The sequence below is a fragment of the Variovorax sp. Varisp41 genome (genome assembly GCF_047325085.1).
GTDB lineage: Bacteria > Pseudomonadota > Gammaproteobacteria > Burkholderiales > Burkholderiaceae_C > Variovorax.
This window is the reverse complement of sequence record NZ_CP168541.1, coordinates 1,521,027-1,540,602: the sequence shown is the minus strand read 5'-3', so window position 1 is coordinate 1,540,602 and position 19,576 is coordinate 1,521,027. Positions and strand designations below refer to the sequence as shown.

17 protein-coding genes and 2 pseudogenes are annotated in these 19,576 nt (G+C 66.4%); 17 read left to right on the top strand and 2 right to left on the bottom strand.

The annotated features are described in order from the left end of the window. Positions 1 to 12: 12 nt before the first annotated feature. A complete protein-coding gene (locus ACEN9J_RS38450; protein WP_413765031.1) occupies positions 13 to 1,257 on the bottom strand; it encodes an MFS transporter in 1,245 nt (414 codons plus the stop codon). Positions 1,258 to 1,380: 123 nt separating this feature from the next. Here ACEN9J_RS38450 and ACEN9J_RS38445 point away from each other — a divergent pair, with 123 nt between their 5' ends. From ACEN9J_RS38445 to ACEN9J_RS38410, 8 genes and pseudogenes are all read left to right on the top strand, one after another. Continuing rightward, the gene (locus ACEN9J_RS38445; RefSeq protein ID WP_413765030.1) at positions 1,381 to 2,655 is read left to right on the top strand and encodes a polysaccharide deacetylase family protein; all 1,275 of its coding nucleotides are present in this window, start codon (positions 1,381 to 1,383) and stop codon (positions 2,653 to 2,655) included. Then, entirely contained in the window at positions 2,652 to 3,461 is an 810-nt protein-coding gene (locus ACEN9J_RS38440; protein WP_413765029.1) for an alpha/beta fold hydrolase, read from the top strand. Before ACEN9J_RS38445 ends, ACEN9J_RS38440 begins: the two co-directional genes overlap by 4 nt. Before the next feature lie 71 nt (positions 3,462 to 3,532). Beyond that, a complete protein-coding gene (locus ACEN9J_RS38435) occupies positions 3,533 to 4,648 on the top strand; it encodes an NADH:flavin oxidoreductase/NADH oxidase (protein ID WP_413765028.1) in 1,116 nt (371 codons plus the stop codon). A 49-nt stretch (positions 4,649 to 4,697) separates the two neighbouring features. Beyond that, complete coding sequence (gene pcaC, locus ACEN9J_RS38430; RefSeq protein ID WP_413765027.1) at positions 4,698 to 5,111, top strand: 4-carboxymuconolactone decarboxylase; 414 nt, start codon at positions 4,698 to 4,700, stop codon at positions 5,109 to 5,111. Further along, entirely contained in the window at positions 5,108 to 5,971 is an 864-nt protein-coding gene (locus ACEN9J_RS38425; RefSeq protein ID WP_413765026.1) for an NAD(P)-dependent oxidoreductase, read from the top strand. The genes pcaC and ACEN9J_RS38425 overlap by 4 nt, the downstream gene beginning before the upstream one ends. Positions 5,972 to 6,051: 80 nt before the next feature. After that, positions 6,052 to 7,548: a M81 family metallopeptidase gene (locus tag ACEN9J_RS38420; protein ID WP_413765025.1), complete on the top strand. Its 1,497-nt coding sequence runs from the start codon at positions 6,052 to 6,054 to the stop codon at positions 7,546 to 7,548. Between the two features lie 39 nt (positions 7,549 to 7,587). Then, positions 7,588 to 8,072, top strand: a pseudogene (locus tag ACEN9J_RS38415) (LysR family transcriptional regulator); the annotation flags it as partial. A gap of 31 nt (positions 8,073 to 8,103) precedes the next feature. Next, positions 8,104 to 8,541 (top strand): annotated as a pseudogene (locus ACEN9J_RS38410) (transposase); the annotation flags it as partial. 84 nt (positions 8,542 to 8,625) lie between these two features. Here ACEN9J_RS38410 and ACEN9J_RS38405 read toward each other — a convergent pair. Next, the gene (locus tag ACEN9J_RS38405) at positions 8,626 to 9,405 is read right to left on the bottom strand and encodes a GntR family transcriptional regulator (protein ID WP_413765024.1); all 780 of its coding nucleotides are present in this window, start codon (positions 9,403 to 9,405) and stop codon (positions 8,626 to 8,628) included. A gap of 155 nt (positions 9,406 to 9,560) precedes the next feature. Here ACEN9J_RS38405 and ACEN9J_RS38400 point away from each other — a divergent pair, with 155 nt between their 5' ends. From ACEN9J_RS38400 to ACEN9J_RS38360, 9 genes are all read left to right on the top strand, one after another. After that, positions 9,561 to 10,451, top strand: coding sequence for a dihydrodipicolinate synthase family protein (locus ACEN9J_RS38400; RefSeq protein ID WP_413765023.1), 891 nt, complete (start codon positions 9,561 to 9,563; stop codon positions 10,449 to 10,451). Positions 10,452 to 10,489: 38 nt separating this feature from the next. Continuing rightward, positions 10,490 to 11,470, top strand: a complete 981-nt coding sequence (locus ACEN9J_RS38395) for a Bug family tripartite tricarboxylate transporter substrate binding protein (RefSeq protein WP_413765022.1) — start codon at positions 10,490 to 10,492, stop codon at positions 11,468 to 11,470. A 153-nt stretch (positions 11,471 to 11,623) separates the two neighbouring features. Next, positions 11,624 to 12,622, top strand: a complete 999-nt coding sequence (locus ACEN9J_RS38390; RefSeq protein WP_296739087.1) for a dihydroxyacetone kinase subunit DhaK — start codon at positions 11,624 to 11,626, stop codon at positions 12,620 to 12,622. Continuing rightward, positions 12,622 to 13,218 (top strand): DAK2 domain-containing protein, encoded by a 597-nt coding sequence (locus ACEN9J_RS38385; protein ID WP_413765021.1) that lies wholly within the window; start codon positions 12,622 to 12,624, stop codon positions 13,216 to 13,218. The genes ACEN9J_RS38390 and ACEN9J_RS38385 overlap by 1 nt, the downstream gene beginning before the upstream one ends. 54 nt (positions 13,219 to 13,272) lie before the next feature. Next, positions 13,273 to 14,145: a branched-chain amino acid ABC transporter permease gene (locus tag ACEN9J_RS38380; protein WP_208509521.1), complete on the top strand. Its 873-nt coding sequence runs from the start codon at positions 13,273 to 13,275 to the stop codon at positions 14,143 to 14,145. 10 nt (positions 14,146 to 14,155) lie between these two features. After that, positions 14,156 to 15,982, top strand: a complete 1,827-nt coding sequence (locus ACEN9J_RS38375; protein ID WP_413765020.1) for an ABC transporter permease subunit — start codon at positions 14,156 to 14,158, stop codon at positions 15,980 to 15,982. Positions 15,983 to 16,060: 78 nt separating this feature from the next. Then, positions 16,061 to 17,191 (top strand): ABC transporter substrate-binding protein, encoded by a 1,131-nt coding sequence (locus ACEN9J_RS38370; protein WP_296739076.1) that lies wholly within the window; start codon positions 16,061 to 16,063, stop codon positions 17,189 to 17,191. A gap of 23 nt (positions 17,192 to 17,214) precedes the next feature. Further along, positions 17,215 to 17,967, top strand: a complete 753-nt coding sequence (locus ACEN9J_RS38365; protein ID WP_413765019.1) for an ABC transporter ATP-binding protein — start codon at positions 17,215 to 17,217, stop codon at positions 17,965 to 17,967. 21 nt (positions 17,968 to 17,988) lie between these two features. Continuing rightward, complete coding sequence (locus tag ACEN9J_RS38360; protein WP_413765018.1) at positions 17,989 to 19,395, top strand: FAD-binding oxidoreductase; 1,407 nt, start codon at positions 17,989 to 17,991, stop codon at positions 19,393 to 19,395. Positions 19,396 to 19,576 lie beyond the last annotated feature (181 nt).

Genomic DNA, 19,576 nt, shown 5'->3' with positions numbered 1-19,576 from the left:
GCTCGTGCGTGCCTACTTCAGCGTCTCGAATGCGGTTTCCCTGATCGCGAACGTGAAGAGGGCCGAAAGTATCGCGCCGAAGATCAGGTAGTAGACCGGTGCGATCGGGTTCTGGAACGTCTGGATCAACCACACCGCGATGAATGGCGCGAAGCCGCCGAACACCGAAGCGGTCAACCCGTAGCCTATGCTCATCCAGGTCGTCCGGTTGCGCGTGGGAAACATCTCCACGATGGTCGTGGGCTGCACTCCATAGATCGACGCGAGGATGATCGCAAAAATGCACTGGACCAGGACGACGTCCTTCAAGGTCGCCGATTCGAGTGCGAGAAGATGGCCGAAGGCCGGGTAGGCCACCAGGAGAACGGCCGCGCACGAGAACAGTAGCACCTTCTTCCTGCCGATCAGGTCTGAGAGAAGACCGAAGCAGGGCGTGAGCACGAAAACGCAGACGAGGCCGACGGTGTTCGCCCACAGCGCATCGGCCATGGACAGCTTCAGGTTCGTCGTGACCCATGTCGGCATGTACAGCAACATCACATAGAAGCTGATGTTGGAGAGCACGGAGACACCCCCGGCCTTGATCGCCAGCTTGCAGCCCTCCTTGTCCTCGAGCATGGGAATGGGCGCCACGCGTTCGGCCACGGCTTTCTCGAACGCCGGTGTTTCGGCCACTGCGCGCCGCATCCACAGGGCGACGGGGCCGATCAGGCAACCGATGACGAAAGGCACTCGCCAGCCCCAATCCGCCATCTCCTGCGCGCTCAGCACCGAGTTGACGAGCGCAGCCACGCCCGACCCCAGCAGGAACCCGCCGATCACGCCGAACACATGCAGGCTGCCGAACAGCCCCCGCCGGCGCTCTGGCGACCATTCGACGATGTAACTGACCGATCCACCCCACTCTCCGCCGGCCGAGAAGCCTTGCAGCAGGCGCGCGACCACGAGCAGGGCCGGGGCGATGACCCCCGCCGTCGCGTAGGTTGGCAGGATTGCAAGCAGCAGCGTGCCTCCCGTCATCAGGTACATCGTGAGCAGCAAGGCGCTCCTTCGGCCACGCACATCGCCGATGCGGCCGATCACGAGGCTGCCCAGGGGACGTGCCAGAAAGCCGACGCCAAACACCGCGAACGAACTCAACAGCGCCGTTGCGGGCGCCGAGGTCGGAAAGAAGTTCTTGGCGATGTATGCCGCGATGAAAGCGTAGACGGCGAAGTCATACCACTCGAGAACGTTTCCCATCAGCGGCGCGGCCACTGCTCTGAACCTCGCCAGCCTGGAGCGGGGCCCTTTCGCGGCAAGCGAATGCCCTGGCGCGGCAACTGCAATGAAGGGGGGCGTGGACATCTTGTCTTTCCGCCAGAATGAATCTGGTCATGCTTGTGGTGGGTCGGGACGAGCGCCTCTTGCAAGGCGGTCGCCGTCTCTTGTCTCGACATCGAAGCGGCCGATCGGCCGATCGACAGCAGCGAGATTGCTCGCTTTGCCAGCTTTCGATTGACCTTTTGGGGCGTCGATTTTGCTGAATGGGGCATGTCCGGGGAACCTTCGATCCGCGGCGCCGTGCGATCGCACGCCGCATCCGCCGCCATCGCCAGCGAGATCGGCTCGTTGTTGGCGAAGAAAAAGCGCCACGCCCCAAAGCGCACATTCGCCGCCTCAAATGGCCAAGCATCGCCAGTGCGACTGGCTACCTTCCGTGTACCCCCAGAAGCGTCACACGCAAAGGAAGCAGACATGCCAATCGATCAGGAAAAGATGCAGCCATGGCAATGGCCGGAAGAGGAATGGCGCCGCCGCGTCAATCGCGTGCGCGCCGGCCGGCGCCTTCGCCCCCGCGCATGGAAGGACGGTGCCAGGTTCGCCGTGGCGCTGGCGTTCGATTCCGACCACGAGACCAACGAACTGCGCGACGGCGCCAAGTCGGTCAACCGCCTGGCGTGGGGCCAGTATGGCAATCGTGTCGGCGTGCCGCGCATCCTGTCGATGCTCGAACGGCATGGCGTTCCCGCGAGCTTCTATGTGCCGGCCGTCAGCGCGCTCCTCTATCCGGACGAGCAGCGAACCATCGTGAAAGCGGGACACGAAATCGGTGTGCACGGCTGGATTCACGAACTCAATTCCGGCCTTGCCTTGCCGGACGAGCGCGATCTGATTCGGCGCTCGCTCGATGCCCTCGAGGGCATCACGGGCGTTCGACCGACGGGCTACCGCTCGCCGTCGGGAGACTTCTCCCCGAACACGCTGCAGTTGCTGCGCGAGCTCGGGTTCGCCTACGACTCGTCGATGGCCGCGGACGACGATTGCTACGAACTCATGATGGACGGCGAACCGACCGGCCTGGTCGAGCTGCCGTTCGATTGGGTGCGCGACGACGCGGTCTACTTTCTGATGCACCGCTTCCAGGGCCTGCGTCCGTACACCCCGCCCTCGGATGTCTTCGACATCTTCAGGCGTGAACTCGAGGGAGCGCACGCCGAAGGCGGCCTCTTCGAACTCACCATGCACCCGCACGTGATCACCAACCGTTCCCGGCTCTGGATCGTGGAAGAGATCATCAAGCATGCCAGGACACTTCCCGGCGGCGTGTGGTTCGCCCGGCATGACGAGATCGCGCGCTTCGCGTTGGAACACACCGCCACGGAGGCCGAATGACAACCGTTGAATCCGATCCCGCGCGGCACGGCGTGGCCCGGCTCTTCTGCACCGAGTCCGGCACAGGCTCGAATATCCTGCTCCTGCATGGATGGACTTGCGACTCCCACGACTGGAGCTGGCAGTTGCCAGCGCTCGAAGCCCGGCATCGGGTCGTCGCCGTGGACCTGCGGGGACACGGCCGGTCCGACGTACCGGCCTCCGGCGGCTACAGTCCCGACCACTACCTGAGCGACCTGGAATCCTTGCTCGCCACGCGCCATGCCGGCCAGACCTTCGTGGTGATCGGCCACTCGATGGGCGCGCAGATCGCAGCGCGGCTTGCCGCGAAGAGACCCGACCTGGTCACCGCCGTGGTGTCCGTCGATGGCGCGCTCGGTTTCTCGCCGGAAGCGGCGTCCTTCTTCCTGAAGACCGCCGAAGCACTGGAGGCTGGAGATCCCGCGACTGTCGTGCCTGCGCTATTCGAAACAGCCTACCACCCGTCGACCGCGCCCGCTTTCAGACGATGGCACGCCAGACGCGTGCAAGGAATGGCCGCGCATGTCATCCGGGAGTCGTTCGCGCCGCTCTTCTTCGGCGCGGGCCAGGTCGGCGCGGGCGATGCGAGCGAAATCTTTCTGCGCGGTATCCGCCAGCCGTTCTTTCACCTCTGCCGAGACCCCGAGCAAGGATCGCGCATGAGCTCGTGGTTCTCGAACCCCAGGTCCAGGGTCGAGACCTGGCCGGAGGTCGGCCACTGGATCATGCAGGACCGCCCGGACGCCTTGAACGCCGCAATCACCGACTGGATCGCCGCGCTCTAGCGTCCTCTCGCCGCGACAGGCGGGTGCCTTGCCTTCTTTTCCCTTTTCCCCCTTCCCTACGGAACCCTCTCGTGAGTCATCTTTTTTCTCCTTGGCAGATCGGACAGGTCGATCTGGACAACCGGGTCGTCATCGCGCCCATGGCCCAGTACGCGGCCAGGGACGGCAGCGCTGGCGACTGGCATGCCCTGCATCTGGGCCGGCTCGCGCTGGCGGGCGCGGGCCTCCTGATACTGGAGGCCACCGCGGTGCTGCCGGAGGGCCGCGTCACCCCGGCGGACCTTGGCCTCTACTGCGACGACAACGAAGCAGCGCTGGGCCGCGTGCTCAAGATGGCGCGCGCCTATTCGCCGGTCAAGGTTGCCATCCAGCTGGGACATGGCGGGCGCAAGGCGTCGAGCCAGGTGCCCTGGCAAGGCGGTCAACAGATTCGGTCGAACGAGCCCGAGGGCTGGCGCGGCGTGGCGCCCTCGCCCTTGCCGCACGGACCTGAAGAAGAAGCTCCGATCGAGCTGGACAGCCAGGGCATGGCCCGTGTGATCGACGGCTTCGTCGCGGCGGCCCGGCGCGCGGCTCGTCTCGGCATCGATGGCATCGAGATTCACGCGGCGCATGGCTACCTGCTGCATGAGTACCTGTCCCCGCTGGCGAACCAGCGCACCGATGCGTACGGAGGCAGCCTGGAGAATCGGATGCGCTTCCCGCTCGAAGTCTTCGATGCCGTGCGCGCCGCGTTCCCCGAGGAGCGCCCGGTCTGGGTTCGCGTTTCGGCCACGGACTGGGTCGATGGCGGCTGGAACATCGAATCCACGATTCGATTCGCCCAGGCCCTGAAGGCACGCGGTTGCGCCGCCATTCATGTCTCCACGGGCGGCGTGTCGCCCTTGCAGAAGATCGCGCCCGCCCCGGGCTACCAGGTCGAGTTCGCCGAGAAGATCCGGGCCGAGTCGGGCTTGCCGACCATTGCCGTCGGCCTGATCACCGAGCCCGAACAGGCCGAGGCCATCGTGGCCCAGGGACAGGCCGATGCGGTGGCACTGGGCCGCGGCGTGCTCTACGACCCGCACTGGCCGTGGCACGCGGCGGCCGTCCTCGGTGCCCAGGTCGACGCACCGCCCCAGTACTGGCGCTCCCAGCCATCGCGCTACAAGGCCCTCTTCCGGGGCGCCCGAATCGGCATGCGCTGACAAGCCCACGCTACCGCCCCACATCTTCACCTCGACTCGAGACCCAACCATGACCCGTCCCTACGCACCCAGAAATCCCGAACTCTTCGACCAAGGGCTTGCCACGCGCCGCGCCGTCCTCGGGGCCGACTATGTCGACACGTCCCTCCAGAACGCCACCGACTTCAACATCGACATGCAGGAGCTGGTCACCCAATACTGCTGGGGCGATGTCTGGAACCGGCCCGGGCTGGACCGCCGCACGCGTTCGCTTCTCAACCTCGCGATGATCACGGCGCTCAACAGACCGCACGAGCTGCGCCTCCATGTGCGAGGCGCGATCAACAACGGCTTGAGCAGGAGCGAGATCAAGGAGGTCTTCCTGCAAGCGGCCATCTACTGCGGCGTTCCGGCCGCGATCGATTCCTTCCGCGTCGCCGCCGATGTCTTCAAGGAGATGGAAAGCTCGGGGCAGCAGCCATGACGCGCGTCGGATTCATCGGCCTCGGCATGATGGGCACACCGATGGCCCAGCGGCTGCTCGCCGCCGGCTGCTCGCTGACGATCCAGGATGCGAACCCGGTACGAGAAGAGGCCTTGCTCGCGCCGCATCCCGCCGTTCGACGCGCGGACGGTCCGGGCGATTTCTCCGGATGTTCCTGCATCTTCACGATGCTCCCCGACTCGGACATCGTCGATCGGGTCGTCCTGGCGTTGCTGCCACACCTCGCACCGGGGTCGACGGTGGTCGACATGAGTTCCGCCGATCCAGCCCGAACACGGCTTCTCGGCGAAAGGCTGAAAGACGCGCACGTCGATCTGCTCGACGCACCGGTCTCCGGAGGCGTGAAGAAGGCCGCGGTCGGCAAGCTCGCGATCATGGTCGGAGGAGCAGCCGATGTGCTGGCGCGCGTGAAGCCCTTGCTGAAGGCAATGGGCGAAGCCATCACGCACGTGGGCCCGATCGGCGCCGGACATGCCGCCAAGGCGCTGAACAACTACGTGTCGGCCGCCGCGCTCATTGCCACCGCGGAGGCCATCCATGTCGCCGCCGCATTCGGCATCGATCGCGAAGTCCTGGTCGAAGTCCTCGACGCATCGACAGGCAGGAACAACACCACACAGAACAAGGCGCGCCAGTTCATGCTGAACGGTGCCTTCGACTCGGGGTTCTCGCTGGCCTTGCAGGCCAAGGACGTAGCCATCGCGGCATCGCTCGGGCGCCGGCTGGAGATGCCGATGCGCCTGGCGGAACAGGTCGACGAGATCACCCGGGCCGCGGCCCGGAGCCTGGGGCCGACCGCGGACCACACCGAGCTCTATCGCCATCTGGGCCAGCGATAAGGACCCTCATGGACCTCGGATTCATCCTCTCTTCGGACCACCCGGTCCATCCGTCCTCATCGGGAACTTGAAAGAAAGCCATGCGCGTACTGTCAGCAGGGTTCAAGCACGAAACCAACAGCTTCGCCTCTCACCGCGCCGATTGGCCGGCGTTCGAGCGCGGTGACGCCTTCCCGAAGGCCGTTCGGGGCAAGGCGATGCTGGACATGATTTCCTCGGTGGACGTGTCCGCCACCGGTTTCGCGAGCTACGCCAGAAAGAAGGGGTGGGAACTCGTTCCAAGCCTGTGGTGCGGGGCGGTTCCGTCGTCGTATGTGACGGACGACGCCTTCGAGAAGATCTGCGAAGCCATCACCGCCGATGCGCGCAAGCTCGATTTCGATGCGATCTATCTCGAACTGCACGGGGCGGCCATGTCCGAGAGCTGCGACGACGCGGAAGGCGAACTGCTCGCGCGGCTGCGCACGATCGTCGGACCGTCGATGCCGATCGTCGCGAGCCTCGATCTCCATGCCAACGTCACGCGCGCCATGCTGGCCCATGCGGATGGGTTGGTCGCCTTTCGGACCTATCCGCATATCGACTACGTCAAGACCGGCGAACGCGCCGCGGTGCTGCTCGACCGATTGCTGCAGGGTGGAGGAAGGGAGCCACAGGCTTCGAGCCGCCTACCGTTCCTCATCTCGATCAACGTTCAGGGCACGGCAAGCGAGCCGGCCAGGGGGTGCTACAGGCTGATCGAAGAAGTCGATGCGCGTCTTGGCACGGTCTCCAGTTTCTGCATGGGATTTCCGGCCTCGGACTTCGAGGAATGCGGACCGGTCGTGTGGTCTCATGGAGCGCGCGCGCGGGAGGCCGTCACGCTCCTCGTCGATTCGATCGCCGAACCTTCGCAGTGGCGGCTGTCCGCCAGATCGGCGCGCGAGACGGTGGACACGGCATTGACCCGGGCGACGTCGAGCCAGCGGGCCATCGTCATCGCGGACACGCAAGACAACCCCGGCGTCGGTGGAACGAGTTCCACGACTGGCGTGCTGCACGCCTTGCTTCAAGCTAGCGCGGGGCGCGCTTTTCCCGAACGGGTGGCGCTGGGCGTGCTCTATGACCCAAAGGCCGCGGCATCCGCGCACCGCGCGGGTGTCGGGAAAACCATCCGATCCACCCTCGGCGAGTCGGTGCAAACGCCCACGGGTCCCAGCGAACCGCCTGTCGTCGGCGACTTCAAGGTTCTTGCCCTGTCCGACGGCATCACCACCTTCAAGGGCCCGAAGATGACGGGCTTTCAGACCCGTCTCGGTCCCACCGCATGCCTCGAGGTCGATGGCGTCCTGGTCGTCGTCGCCAGTGCCAGGATCGGCGCTCAGGATCGCGAGCTGTTCCGGATGGTTGGTATCGATCCGGAGACCATGAAGATCATCGTCGTCAAGAGCTCGCACCACTTCCGCGCGGATTTCGAGTGTGTCGTGGAGAGCCCCGAAGAAGACATTCTTTTCGCGATCGCACCGGGCATGTTTCCCATCGATCCGGCCGATCTTCCGTGGAAGAAGTTGGCCGCCGCCACCCGGCTTTCTCCCTGAAGATCGATGGCTGCCACACGCTCTCGCCGGCGCCGAAGGATGGATGGTGCTCCCGGGCGAAGGGGCGGCATCCCGCGCCCTGGGTTAACGGCTGGCTATCTGAACGCACTCAAGGCCTTCGAGGCCGCGGCGCCCCACCAGAGCTTTTCGGCGGCCGCCGAAGAGCTCAGCGTCACGCCGGCGGCGGTCGGCCAGTTGGTACGCAGCCTCGAGTCGTGGCCGGGTGCGCCGCTCTTCATCAGGGCGGCCAGCGGCACCGCCCGCCTGGTGCTCACCGATGCAGCCCCGCGCGCGCTGCCCGACATTCGCGAGGGCTCGACCGCCTGGGCCTGGGCATTGCGCAGCTGGAAGACGCGTCGCCGAATCTCACGCTCACCGTGACGGTCAGTTCGGCATTCCCAGCGAAGTGGCTGCTGCCGCGCATCGATCGGTTCCAGGGCCGGTATCCGGCGATGGATCTGCTGCTGGACACCAACACGCGGACCATCGATTTCCTCGCCGAGCGCATCGACATCGGCGTGCGCTAGGGAGGGGGACGCTGGGCGGGACTTGCAGCTCTCGCCCACCATCGACTGCTTCGATGGAATGATCGTCAGCTGGACCCTTTGGACCAGTCCGGATGCCGAGTTGGTCGACACGATGCTGGATGCGGCCATCGAGACGGTAGCGGACACAGCCGATCGGCCCGTGGTCCACTCCAGCCGAGGAGACCACTACCGCTAGCCGGGCAGGCTATCAAGAATGAGCGACGCGAAGTTCTCCCGCTCGATGTTTCGCAAGGCATGCTCCCCTGACAACGCAGCTTCCGAAGGCTTCTTCGGTCGGCTCAGGAACGAGCTGTTCTATCCTCAAGACCGGAAGAACGCCACCATTGAGCAATTCATTGAGGCGCTCGACTCGTACGTCCGCTGGTACAACGAGAAGCGGATCAAGATCGCTCTTGGCTCTGTCAGCCCCATCGAATTCCGGGTGAGTCTTGGACTTGCGGCATAAACCAGTCCAAGTTTTCATCCACCCCCTGGCGCCGTCGGCATTTGTCCAAACTGCCTTGCATGCCGATGCATGGGCACCGGCGACTTAAGGACGCAGGCCGTTCGCCCCCGAGGTCTGGAAACGGTACGACGGCTCCTGCCCTGCGAGCAGCATGCCCGCGAGCACCCTGTGCTTGGACTGTTCGATGTGCGAAATCATGTGGGCGAGCGCTGCGTCGAGGTCCCGCGACGCAAGCGCATGCAGGAACTCCAGGTGCTCGCGCATTGCGGGCACGACCTGAACGGGCCTCATCGAATCAGCGTCGTAACGGATCAGCCGGACGTGCAGGCTGTTGACGCGGTAGATCTCCGAGAGGATCTCGTTGCCGATCGTGTCGACCATGAGATCGTGCAGGCCCCAGTCGACGGCCTGCGCGTCGCGCTCCAGCGTCGCGTCGGGCTGGGGCTGCAAGGCGCGCTCGAGGATGGCTTCATGGCTCTCGATCAGCTTGGCCAGCGTTTTGGGGCTGGCCACGCGGGCGAAGTTGATCACCGCCTCGCGCTCGACCATGGCGCGCACCTGCCATGCGTTGCGGATCAGCTTCATGTCGACCGAGGCGATCTGCAATCCGCGCTTGGGCACCGTCTTGATCAGACCGGCAGCCTCCAGCCGCGGCACCAGCTCGCGAACGGCCGCCAGCGGCATCTCCAACAGCTCCATCAGCTCGCGCTGGGAAACGAACTGCCCGGGTCGGATCCGCGCATCGATGATCTGCTGGCGGAACCCCTCGTAGGCGCGGCTGCGCTGATTCACCGGCTCGCCCTCGCCACCTGGGGGCGAGGGCTTCGTGGTGGGCTCGGACGAGGCTGCGGCGGGAATGTTCATGGGGTCATCGTAAGCGGCTTGCATGCCGTCGAGCACATTGTCAACGATCTAGGGTTAACACTGACATTTCTCTAACATGTTAGTCAGCGTATAGTTCGATACCAGCGCGACAGCGGTCGCGTCTTCAATCACAGCATTCCGAACGGAGCAGTTCCATGGGTCTCGATCTCACCGGCGTCATCCCTCCTCTCGTCACTCCTTTCACCGCCGACGGCAGCATCGACGAGGCGGCCTACCGCAAGGTCATCCGCTTCAATCTCGACAAGAAGGTCCACGGCGTATGCCCCGGCGGCAGCACCGGCGAAGGCCACACCTTCACCGTCGACGAGTTCAAGCGCGTCATGGAAATCACCGCCGCCGAAGTGGCAGGCCAGGTGCCGATCGTGGCCGGCATCATCTCCAACAGCACCCGCGACGCGATCAACCGCGCCAAGGCGATCGCGCATCTGCCGGTCGCCGCCCTGCAGGTCACGCCCGTGCACTATCTCTTCAAACCGGACGAGCAGGCCACCCACAACCACTTCAAGGCCCTGACTGAGGCGGTCGACACGCCGGTGGTGATCTACAACGTGGTGCCTTGGAACTACCTGAACCCGGCCCAGATGATCCGCCTGATGAAGGAGCTGCCGGGCGTGCAGGGCATCAAGCAAAGCCAGGGCGACCTCAAGCTCATGGCCGACCTGCTGCTCGGCGTTCCCGGCGGCTGCAAGGTGTTCTCCGCCGTCGATGCCCTGCTGTACTCGTCGTTCGCGCTCGGCGCCCACGGCACCATCGCCGCCACACCCGCGGCCCTGCCCGGCGTCTGCGTGAACCTGTGGAACACGGTCCAGGCCGGCGACCACGTCAAGGCGCTGGAAATGCACAAGTCGATGCTGGCATTCTGGAACGCGCTGGTCGGCGACAACCTGCCTGCCAACATCAAGACCTCGATCACGCTGCAGGGCTGCGAAGCCGGCCTGCCGCGCGCGCCGATGCCGGCCACCGGCGAGGAGCAGCGCAGGAAGATCGAGGCCGCGATGGAAGACGTCCTGCGCTTCGACGCCTGAAGCGGGCCCCGCAAACAAGAAAGACAGGAGACATGAACATGAGAATCCAGCGTCGGCAGATCCTCGGCATGGGCGCCGCTGCAGCCTTGGGAACCACGCTACTGCCGGCCGCGTGGGCACAGGGCTTTCCGGCCAAGCCGATCACGCTCGTGGTGCCCTTCGCGCCGGGCGGCAACACGGACATCGTGGCGCGCACCGTCGCCGTCGCCCTTGGCAAGGTGCTGGGCCAATCGGTGATCGTGGACAACCGCGCAGGCGCCGGCGGCTCGATCGGCGCGATGCAGGTCTCGCGCTCGCCGGCCGACGGCTACACGCTGCTGCTGTGCGGGGCCGGCGTCATCGTCACGGTGCCGGAGATGGTCAAGACCAGCTACAGCCGTGCAAGCTTCGCGCCGCTGGGGCTGGTCAACAAGAGTTCCATGGTGCTGCTGGCGCGCAAAAACGAGACCCGCTTCAAGAACTTCAAGGAGTTCGCCGCCTATGCGCGCTCCGGCGACGGCAAGGTCACGGCGGCGCACTCCGGGCCCGGCACGCCCAACCACCTGGCGCTGCTCCAACTCGAGAGCCTGCTGAAGGCGAAGTTCACGACGGTCAGCTACAAGGGCTCCGGACCCGCGCTGGTGGACGTCATCGGTGGCCAGGTCGACGTGCATTTCGACCAGGTCACCAGCTCGCTGCAGCACATCAAGGGCGGCGCGCTGCAGGCGTTGGCGGTCCTGGGTCCGGTGCAGGACCCTTCCCTTCCCGGGGTCCAGACGGTCGCGGAGCTCGGGTTCGGCGACATCGACGGCACCACTTACGTGGGCGTGCTCGCACCAGCGGGAACACCGAAGGACATCCAGGACAAGCTGGCCGCGGCGCTCGCGCAGGCCGTGAAGGACCCGCAGACCGTGGCGAGCGCACGCGAACTCGGCAGCGTCGCGCTCTCGAGCACGCCGCAGGAATTCGCGCGGATCCTCGACGCCGAATACGCGCTGGCCACGCAGGCCACGCGGGACGGCCGCCTCAAGGTCGACTGAAGACCGCGCTCCCTGCGCATCGCGGGCCGGGTGCCCGCCAATGCGCCGGAAGCCCTCGCAGATTCATCCATTCGCACGGTGCGGCCCGGCCGCCACCGGCGCACGGACGCGCCCGCACGCAGGGGCGCTCCACAGAGCAAGGCAGACAGCAACGTGAAGAAGATCCTCAACGACCCTCAGGCCTACGTCGACGAAATGCTCGACGGACTTTGTCTGGCGCATCCGGAGCTGGCACGACGCGGCGAAGGCGGCCGCGTGGTGGTCAGGCGTGGCGGCGCCGTCGCTGGCAAGGTCGGCATCGTCACCGGCGGCGGTTCGGGCCACCTGCCCGTCTTCCTCGGCTACGTGGGCGAAGGCCTGCTGGACAGCTGCGCCGTCGGCAATGTGTTCGCCGGACCACGCATGGACGACTGCATCGAGGCGATGCGCGCGGCCGACGGCGGTGCCGGCGTGCTGCAGCTGTACGGGAACTATGGCGGCGACCGCATGAACTTCGAGATGGCCGCCGAGATGCTCGAACTTGAGGGCATGAAGACGGCCTCGGTGCGCGTGTCAGACGACGTCGCGAGCGCACCGCCCGAGCAGCGCGAGAAGCGCCGCGGGGTGGCAGGCCTCGTGCTGGTCTACAAGGCCGCCGGCGCCAGGGCGGCCGCGGGCGCGACGCTCGAGGAGGTGGCCGCCACGGCGCGCAAGGCCGACGCCGCCTGCCGCACGATCGGCGTCGCGCTCACGCCTTGCGTGGTGCCGGAGTCCGGCAAGCCCTCGTTCGAGATCGCCGACGACGAAGTGGAGTTCGGCATGGGCATCCACGGCGAGCCGGGCATCTGGCGCGGTCCGCTCAAGACCGCCGACGCCCTGGCCGACGAGATGCTCGCGCGGGTGCTGCCCGAACTGGCGGTCTCGCGCGGCGATCATCTGGCACTGCTGGTCAACAGCCTGGGCGCCACGCCGTCCGAGGAGCTCTACATCCTCTATCGCCGCATCGCGACCGTGCTCGCCGGGCGCGGCGTCGACATCGCCTTCTCGCTTGTCGGCCGCTACGCCACGTCGATGGAAATGGCCGGTGCCTCCCTCAGCGTGATGAAGCTGGACCGCGACCTCGAGGCGCTGCTGGCGGCGCCCGCAACCTGCCCGTTCTGGAGCGTGCGCTGATGCTCGATGCCATCGTCCTGGCCCGCGCGGTGCCGCGCTGGTGCGCCGCCATGCATGCCGCCGCACCGGAACTCAACGCCCTCGACGGCCGCCTCGGCGACGCCGACCTGGGCGCCACGCTCGACAAGTGCGCCACGCTGATGGAGCAGGCGCTGCCCGGGCTGCCCGACTCGCTCGAAGGCATCTTCAAGCGCTGCGCGCAGGCCTCGGCGAAGGCCTCCGGCTCGAGCTTCGGCACGCTGCTGACCGTCGCGCTCATGACGGCCGGCAAGCACTGTGCCGGCAGAGAGTCGCTCTCGACGCAGGACGTCGCGGCGCTGCTGTCCGAAGTGATCGCGACGCTGTCCGCGCGCGGCGGCGCCGCCCTCGGCGACAAGACCGTGCTCGACGGGCTGGATGCGATCCAGCGCGCCCTGTCCGGCGCCGCGGCCGACGCTCCCGCCCTCGCGCTCGCCGGCGCGGCGGTGCGCGAATCGCTCGATGCATTCCGCGACAAGCCCAACCGCATGGGCCGTGCCCGCATGTTCGCGGACAAGACCATCGGCCTGGACGACCCCGGCATGGTTGCGCTGCAGCGCATGGTCGACACGCTCTGACGGCACCCACCCGCGCCCCTCACCAAAGAAAAACGAACACGGAGACAGAACGAAATGCTCGGACAAGTGATCGTCAGCGGCCTCGCCATGGGTTGCATCTACGCGCTGATCGCGCTCGGCTACGCCTACGTCTGGAACACGATGGCGATCGTGAACTTCGCGGCCGGCGAGTTCCTGACCTTTTCCGCGTTTGTCTTCGTCGCCACCTTCACGACGAGCATGCACCTGCCCTTCTGGCTCGCCGCGCTGCTGACTGCCGCGGTGATGGCGTTGCTGGGGGCACTGTTCTCGCGGCTCGTGTTCGCCCGGCTGCAGCGCCAGAAGGCGCTGGTGGCCATCATCGCGACCGTGGGCTTCGGCATCTTTCTCAAGGAGATGGCCCGCATCATCTACGGGCCCGAGCCGCTGCTGTACGCCAGCCCGTTTGGCGATGGCGTGATCGACGTGGGCGGCCTGCGCATTCCGGTGCAGCAGCTCGTGATCATGGTCGTCGTGGTGCTGGTGATGGTGCTGCAGTACCTGGCCCTGCGCTACACCACCATCGGCAAGGTCATGCGCGCCACCGCGCTGGATCGCGAGACCGCCCAACTCATGGGCATTCCAGTCAACCGCGTGCTGGCCGGCACGTTCGCGTTCTCCTCGGTGCTGGCCGCGCTCGCGGGCATCCTGCTTGCGCCGCTGTTCTACGTGACGACCGAGATGGGCACGCTCGTGGGGCTGAAGGGATTCGTCGCGATGATCATCGGCGGCTTCGGCAGCGTGCCGGGTGCCATCCTCGGCGGCGTCCTGCTCGGGGTGATCGAGAACGTCGGCGCGTTCACCATCTCCTCCACCTACAAGGACGCGATCGCGTTCGGCGTGCTGCTGATCTTCCTGCTGCTGCGCCCGCAGGGGATCCTTCCGGAACGCAACGCAGACCGCGCCTGAGGAGTCCATCATGCACAACAACACCTGGATGCGCTCCCTGGCGTGGGTCGCCGTGCTCGCCGCGTTGGCGCTGCCGATCGCACTCGATCTCAACATCTACTACCTGCACGTACTCAACCTGGCATGGATCTTCGCGATCGCCGCGCTGGGCCTGCAAGTGGCAACCGGCATCACTGGGCAGATCGTGCTCGGGCAGGCCGCGCTCGTGGGCTTCGGCGCGTATGCCACGGCGCTGCTCATGATGCGCGTGTCGCTGCCCTGGTTCGTGGCGCTTCCCGCCGCCATGCTGCTGAGCGCCGGTGTGGGCGTGTTGCTGGGCGCGGTGAGCACGCGCATCAAGGGCCATTACCTCGCCATCGTGACGCTCGCGCTCAACGAGATCTTCCGCATGGTCGCGCTCAACGAAGAAGCCCTCACCGGCGGGCCGATGGGCATGCGCGACATCCCGACGTTGAACATCCCCGCGCTGGGCGATCACATCGACAAGCAGCTCTACTTTCCGCTGCTCGTGCTGAGCCTGGCGGCCTACGCCGCGATGGTCTGGCTCCAGCGCTCGCGCATCGGCCGCGACATGCGTGCGGTGCGCGACGACGAGATCGCCGCCGAGGCCATGGGCGTCGATTCGCGCCGCGTGAAGACCATCGCCTTCGCGGTGTGCAGCGTCTGGGCCTCGCTGGCTGGCGGCCTCTACGTCCTGCTGGTCGGGTTCGCGGCACCAAACAACTTCACGGTCTTCGAGAGCATCAAGATGATGTTGATGGTGGTGCTCGGCGGCCTGGGCTCGATCGCCGGCACCTTCCTTGGCGCGGTGGTGATCACCGTGCTGCCCGAGGCACTGCGCGGCCTCCAGACCTATTACCTGGCCGCGTTCGGCATCGGCGTGGTGGCGATCCTGCTGCTTGCGCCGCGCGGCCTCGGCGTGGTCGGCGACTGGCTGCTCGGCGCGTTCCTGACGGGCCGGCGCGATCCGGTGGGCGAAGCACCCGCCGCGCCGCTGAACCTCGGTGCGGCCGCCTGCGCCGCGAGCGCAGCCTTGGCCGGCCGCACGCCGGTTCCCGTGAGCGGCGAGCCCCTGCTCCAAGTGCGCCGCGTGTCGCGCAGCTTCGGCGGCGTCAAAGCCCTCGACGACGTCGCGTTCGACGTGCGCCGCGGCGAGATCCTCGGGCTGATCGGCCCGAACGGATCGGGCAAGTCGACCATGATCAACGCCTGCTCGGGCACCGTGGGCGTCGAAGGTGGCATCGAACTGGCAGGCGAGCGCATCGACAACCATGCGCCATGGTCGATCCACGCGAAGGGCGTGGCCCGCATCTTTCAGAACGTGCGGCTCTGGGAATCGATGACGGTGATGGAGAACGTCATGGTCGCGTGGCGGCCGCCGGAGGGCGCGTCCGGCCAACGCGAAGCGCTCTGCCGCACGGCTGCGCTCGAGGCCCTGAACAGCATGGGCGTCGCGCACCTCGCATACCGGCGCGGCGGCGACCTGTCCTTCGGCCAGAGCCGGTTGGTGGAGATGGCGCGCGCGATCGTCAACAGGCCCCGCCTGCTGCTGCTCGACGAGCCTGCGGCGGGACTGCGCGGCGGGCTGATCCTGGAACTCGCTCAGATCCTGCAGCACCTGCGCGCGCAGGGCATGTCGATCCTCGTGGTGGAGCACCGCATCAAGCTGGTCATGAACATGTGCGATCGCGTCGTGGTGCTCAACCTGGGCCACAAGATCGCGGACGGCGCGCCGGCCGAGGTTATGAACACGCCGGCGGTGATCGAGGCCTACCTGGGCGAACGCGTGCCCGAAGAGGCCGCGCCCCCGCTCACCGCCCAGCCGGTGGCGGGCTGAGCCGCCGGCTATGCGCCCTCCCAGTTTTCGTTCCCTCTTAGATCTATGCGCACCGCGCCATCCACTGGAGACTAAAGCATGAAGAAGACTACCGTTCCCTCGTCACGCCGCGCATGGATCGCCGCAGCGTCGCTCGCGCTCTCGCTGCCCGCGATGGCCGATGCGCTCATCGGCGTCTCGCTGCCGCAGACGGGGCCCAAAGCGCTCGTCGGACGCAACTTCAAGCAGGGCGTGGAGCTCGCGGTCGCGGAGATCAACGCCGCGGGCGGCGTGCTGGGCAAGCCGCTGGAGGTCGTGTTCGAGGATGACCAGGGCGACAATCCGAACGGCGCGATCAACGCGGTGAACAAGCTGATGCAGGTTAGCAAGGTGCCGGTGATGATCGGACCGCACTACTCGGTCACCCAGATGGCCACGCAGAAGACCTACTGCAACGGCAAGGTGGTGTCGCTCACCGGCGGTACCTCGGTGGCCATCACGCACAGCGGCTGCAACTACGTGATCCGCACGCGCTCCGATGACGACGTGCAGGCCAAGGCGCTGATCGCCTATGCCCAGAAGGAACTCAAGGCCGGGGAGAAGACGGCCATCTTCTATGCCAACGACGACTTCGGAAAGTCGGGGCAGGCGCGCGTGGTCGCCCAGATGGCTTCGCTGGGGCTGAAGCCCGTCGCCGTGGAAAGCCACAACCCCAGCGACAAGGATTACTCGGCGCAGCTCGCCAAGCTGCAGAAGGCCGGTGCGGAGCTGGTCATCCTGTGGGCGCACGACACGGATGCGGCGCTGATCCTGCGCCAGGCCAAGCAGTTCGGCTTGCCCTTCAAGTTCGCAGGCGCCGTGCTGTCCGAGGAAGCGTTCCTCAAACTGGCCGGCAGTGCCGCGGAAGGCTCGATGAGCGCCTCCTACTTCGTGCCGACGGATCCCAACCCCGCCGTACAGGCCTTCGTGAAGAAGTACGAGGCGAAGTACAGGATGGCGCCCGACGTGTGGTCCGCCACCTACTTCGACGCGACCATCCTCGCCGCCAGGGCCATCAACGAAGCACGGTCCCCCGACGTGGAGAAGATCCGCGAGGCGTTCTCCAGGGTGAGCTACAGCGGCCTGCTCGCGGACTACAAGTGCGACAAGGCCGGCGACTGCAACCGGCAGGTCAACATCGTGGAGATCAAAGGCGGTCAGCCGGTCGTTCGCTCGGCGGTGAAGTTCTGAGCCCCGGCGCAGCGAGGAACCCCATGATGCAAGCAGACCTGCCGCGTGCCATGGTCACCGAGCGGCCCGAACTCGAGCTCTCGCACGTCGACGTGTTCTACGGCAAGGTGCAGATCCTGTTCGACCTGTCGATCAGCGCCTATGCGGGCCAGATCGTCGCGGTCATCGGCGCGAACGGCGCGGGCAAGTCGACCACCCTGAACCTGATCGTGGGCCGGCTGAAGGCCGGCGCGGGGCGCGTGGAGTTTGGAGGCCATGACATCGGCGCGCTTTCCGTGGAGCAGATCGTCGCATCGGGCATTGCCTGCGTGCCCCAGCGGCGGCGGATCTTCTCGACACTGAGCGTCAAGGAGAACTTGGAGGTCGGCGCCTATGTGCGTCGGCGCGACAAGGGCGGGGTCAGCGCTACGCTCGACGAGATCTACGAGCTTTTCCCGGTGCTCAAGCACAAGGCTGGGGAAATGGGCGGGGTGCTGTCCGGCGGCGAACAGCAGATGCTGGCGATCGCACGCGGCCTGATGGCCGGTCCCCGCATCCTGCTGCTGGACGAACCGTCGATGGGCCTGTCGCCCAAGCTCACGACCGAGATGTTCCTCGACATCCGCCGCATCGCGCGCGCCGGGCGCACTGTCGTGATCGTCGAGCAGAACGCATTCGCTGCGCTGAGCGTTGCCGACCACGGCTATGTGCTCGAAGGCGGGCGAATCGCACTCGAAGGCGCCGCCGCGCAGCTGCTGCACGACGACCATGTGCGGGACGCTTACCTCGGGGCCTGACGCGACCACCCATAACAGACCATGGCCTTCCACCAGACACTTGCCCAGACCGCTGCCGCGGTCGAATCCCTCATGCCCGAGTTCCGGGCGATCTTTGAAAATCGCGCCGTCACGTCCGCGGCGGTACGCGCACACCACAGCCATGGTGAGGGCCTACCGGACCCCGGCCAGCCCGACGTGGTCCTGTTCCCCCTGAACAACGAGGAAGTGGCGGCCGCCCTGAAGCTGTGCCACCGTGAGGCGGTCCCGGTCATCGCCTTCGGCAGCGGCACATCGATGGAGGGCCATGTCGCGGCGATCCACGGCGGCGTCTGCATCGACGTCTCGCGCATGGACCGCGTGCTCGAAGTCTCCACCGAATCAATGGACTGCCGCGTGCAGGCGGGCGTGACGCGCGAGCAGCTCAACGAGCACCTGCGCGCCAGCGGACTTTTCTTCGCGGTGGACCCCGGCGCCAACGCATCGCTGGGCGGCATGGCCTCGACGCGGGCCTCCGGCACTGCCGCGGTGCGCTACGGCACCATGCGTGAAACCGTCATGGGCCTGACGGTAGTCACACCCGACGGACGCATCGTGCGTACCGGCACGCGCGCGCGCAAGTCGGCATCGGGCCTCGACCTGACACGGCTGTACGTCGGAAGCGAAGGCTTGCTGGGAATCATCACCGAGGTGCAGCTGCGCCTTTTCGGCTTGCCGGAGCACGTCACAGCGGCCGTGTGCCAGTTCGACAGCCTGCGCGCGGCCATGGACACCGTGATCGCCACGCTGCAGTTGGGCGTGCCGGTCGCGCGCATCGAGCTTCTCAACGAAGTACAGATGGACGCCTGCATCCGCTACTCGAAGCTCGACGAATTCGAGCCCCGCCCCACCCTGTTCATCGAGTTCCACGGCAGCGAAAACGCCGTGGCGGAACAGGTCGCGACAGTGGAATCACTTGCGCTCGACAATGGCGGCAGCGGGTTTCGTTACGCCCACCGACCCGAAGACCGCTCCAGGCTGTGGAAGGCGCGGCACTCCTGCTACCACGCCAACCTCGCGATGCACCCCGGCTGGAGCTCCATGGGTACGGACGCATGCGTACCCATCTCTGCGCTGGTGGAATGCATCACCGAAACCGAGGCCGCCATCCGTGAAAGCGGCCTGTACGCGCCCATCGTCGGCCACGTGGGCGATGGCAACTTCCATCTGGGCATCATCTACGACGACAACGATCCTGCGGCACGGGGCAAGGCGGAGGCCCTGGCCGAGGACGTGGCGCTGCGCGCGATCCGCCTCGGCGGCACCTGCACCGGCGAGCACGGCGTCGGCCTGCACCGCATCGGGCAAATCGAGATCGAGCATGGCGAAGCCATCGATCTCATGCGCGACATCAAGCGCGCACTCGATCCGCTCGGCATCATGAACCCGGGGAAGATGCTGAGGATGTAGCCACCTTGCGAACGTCCAACCACGGCTAGTGTGCTCTCCCTCTGGGAGGCCAGCAAAGTCGATGCGGTTCCTTAAGGATCGAGTCACCTGTGGCAGTCCATGCAAAGGGCCCGGACGATGCGGCGCAGGATGGCTTCTGGATAGCACATGGAATGGGCTGCTGCCGGTCTCATAGACACCA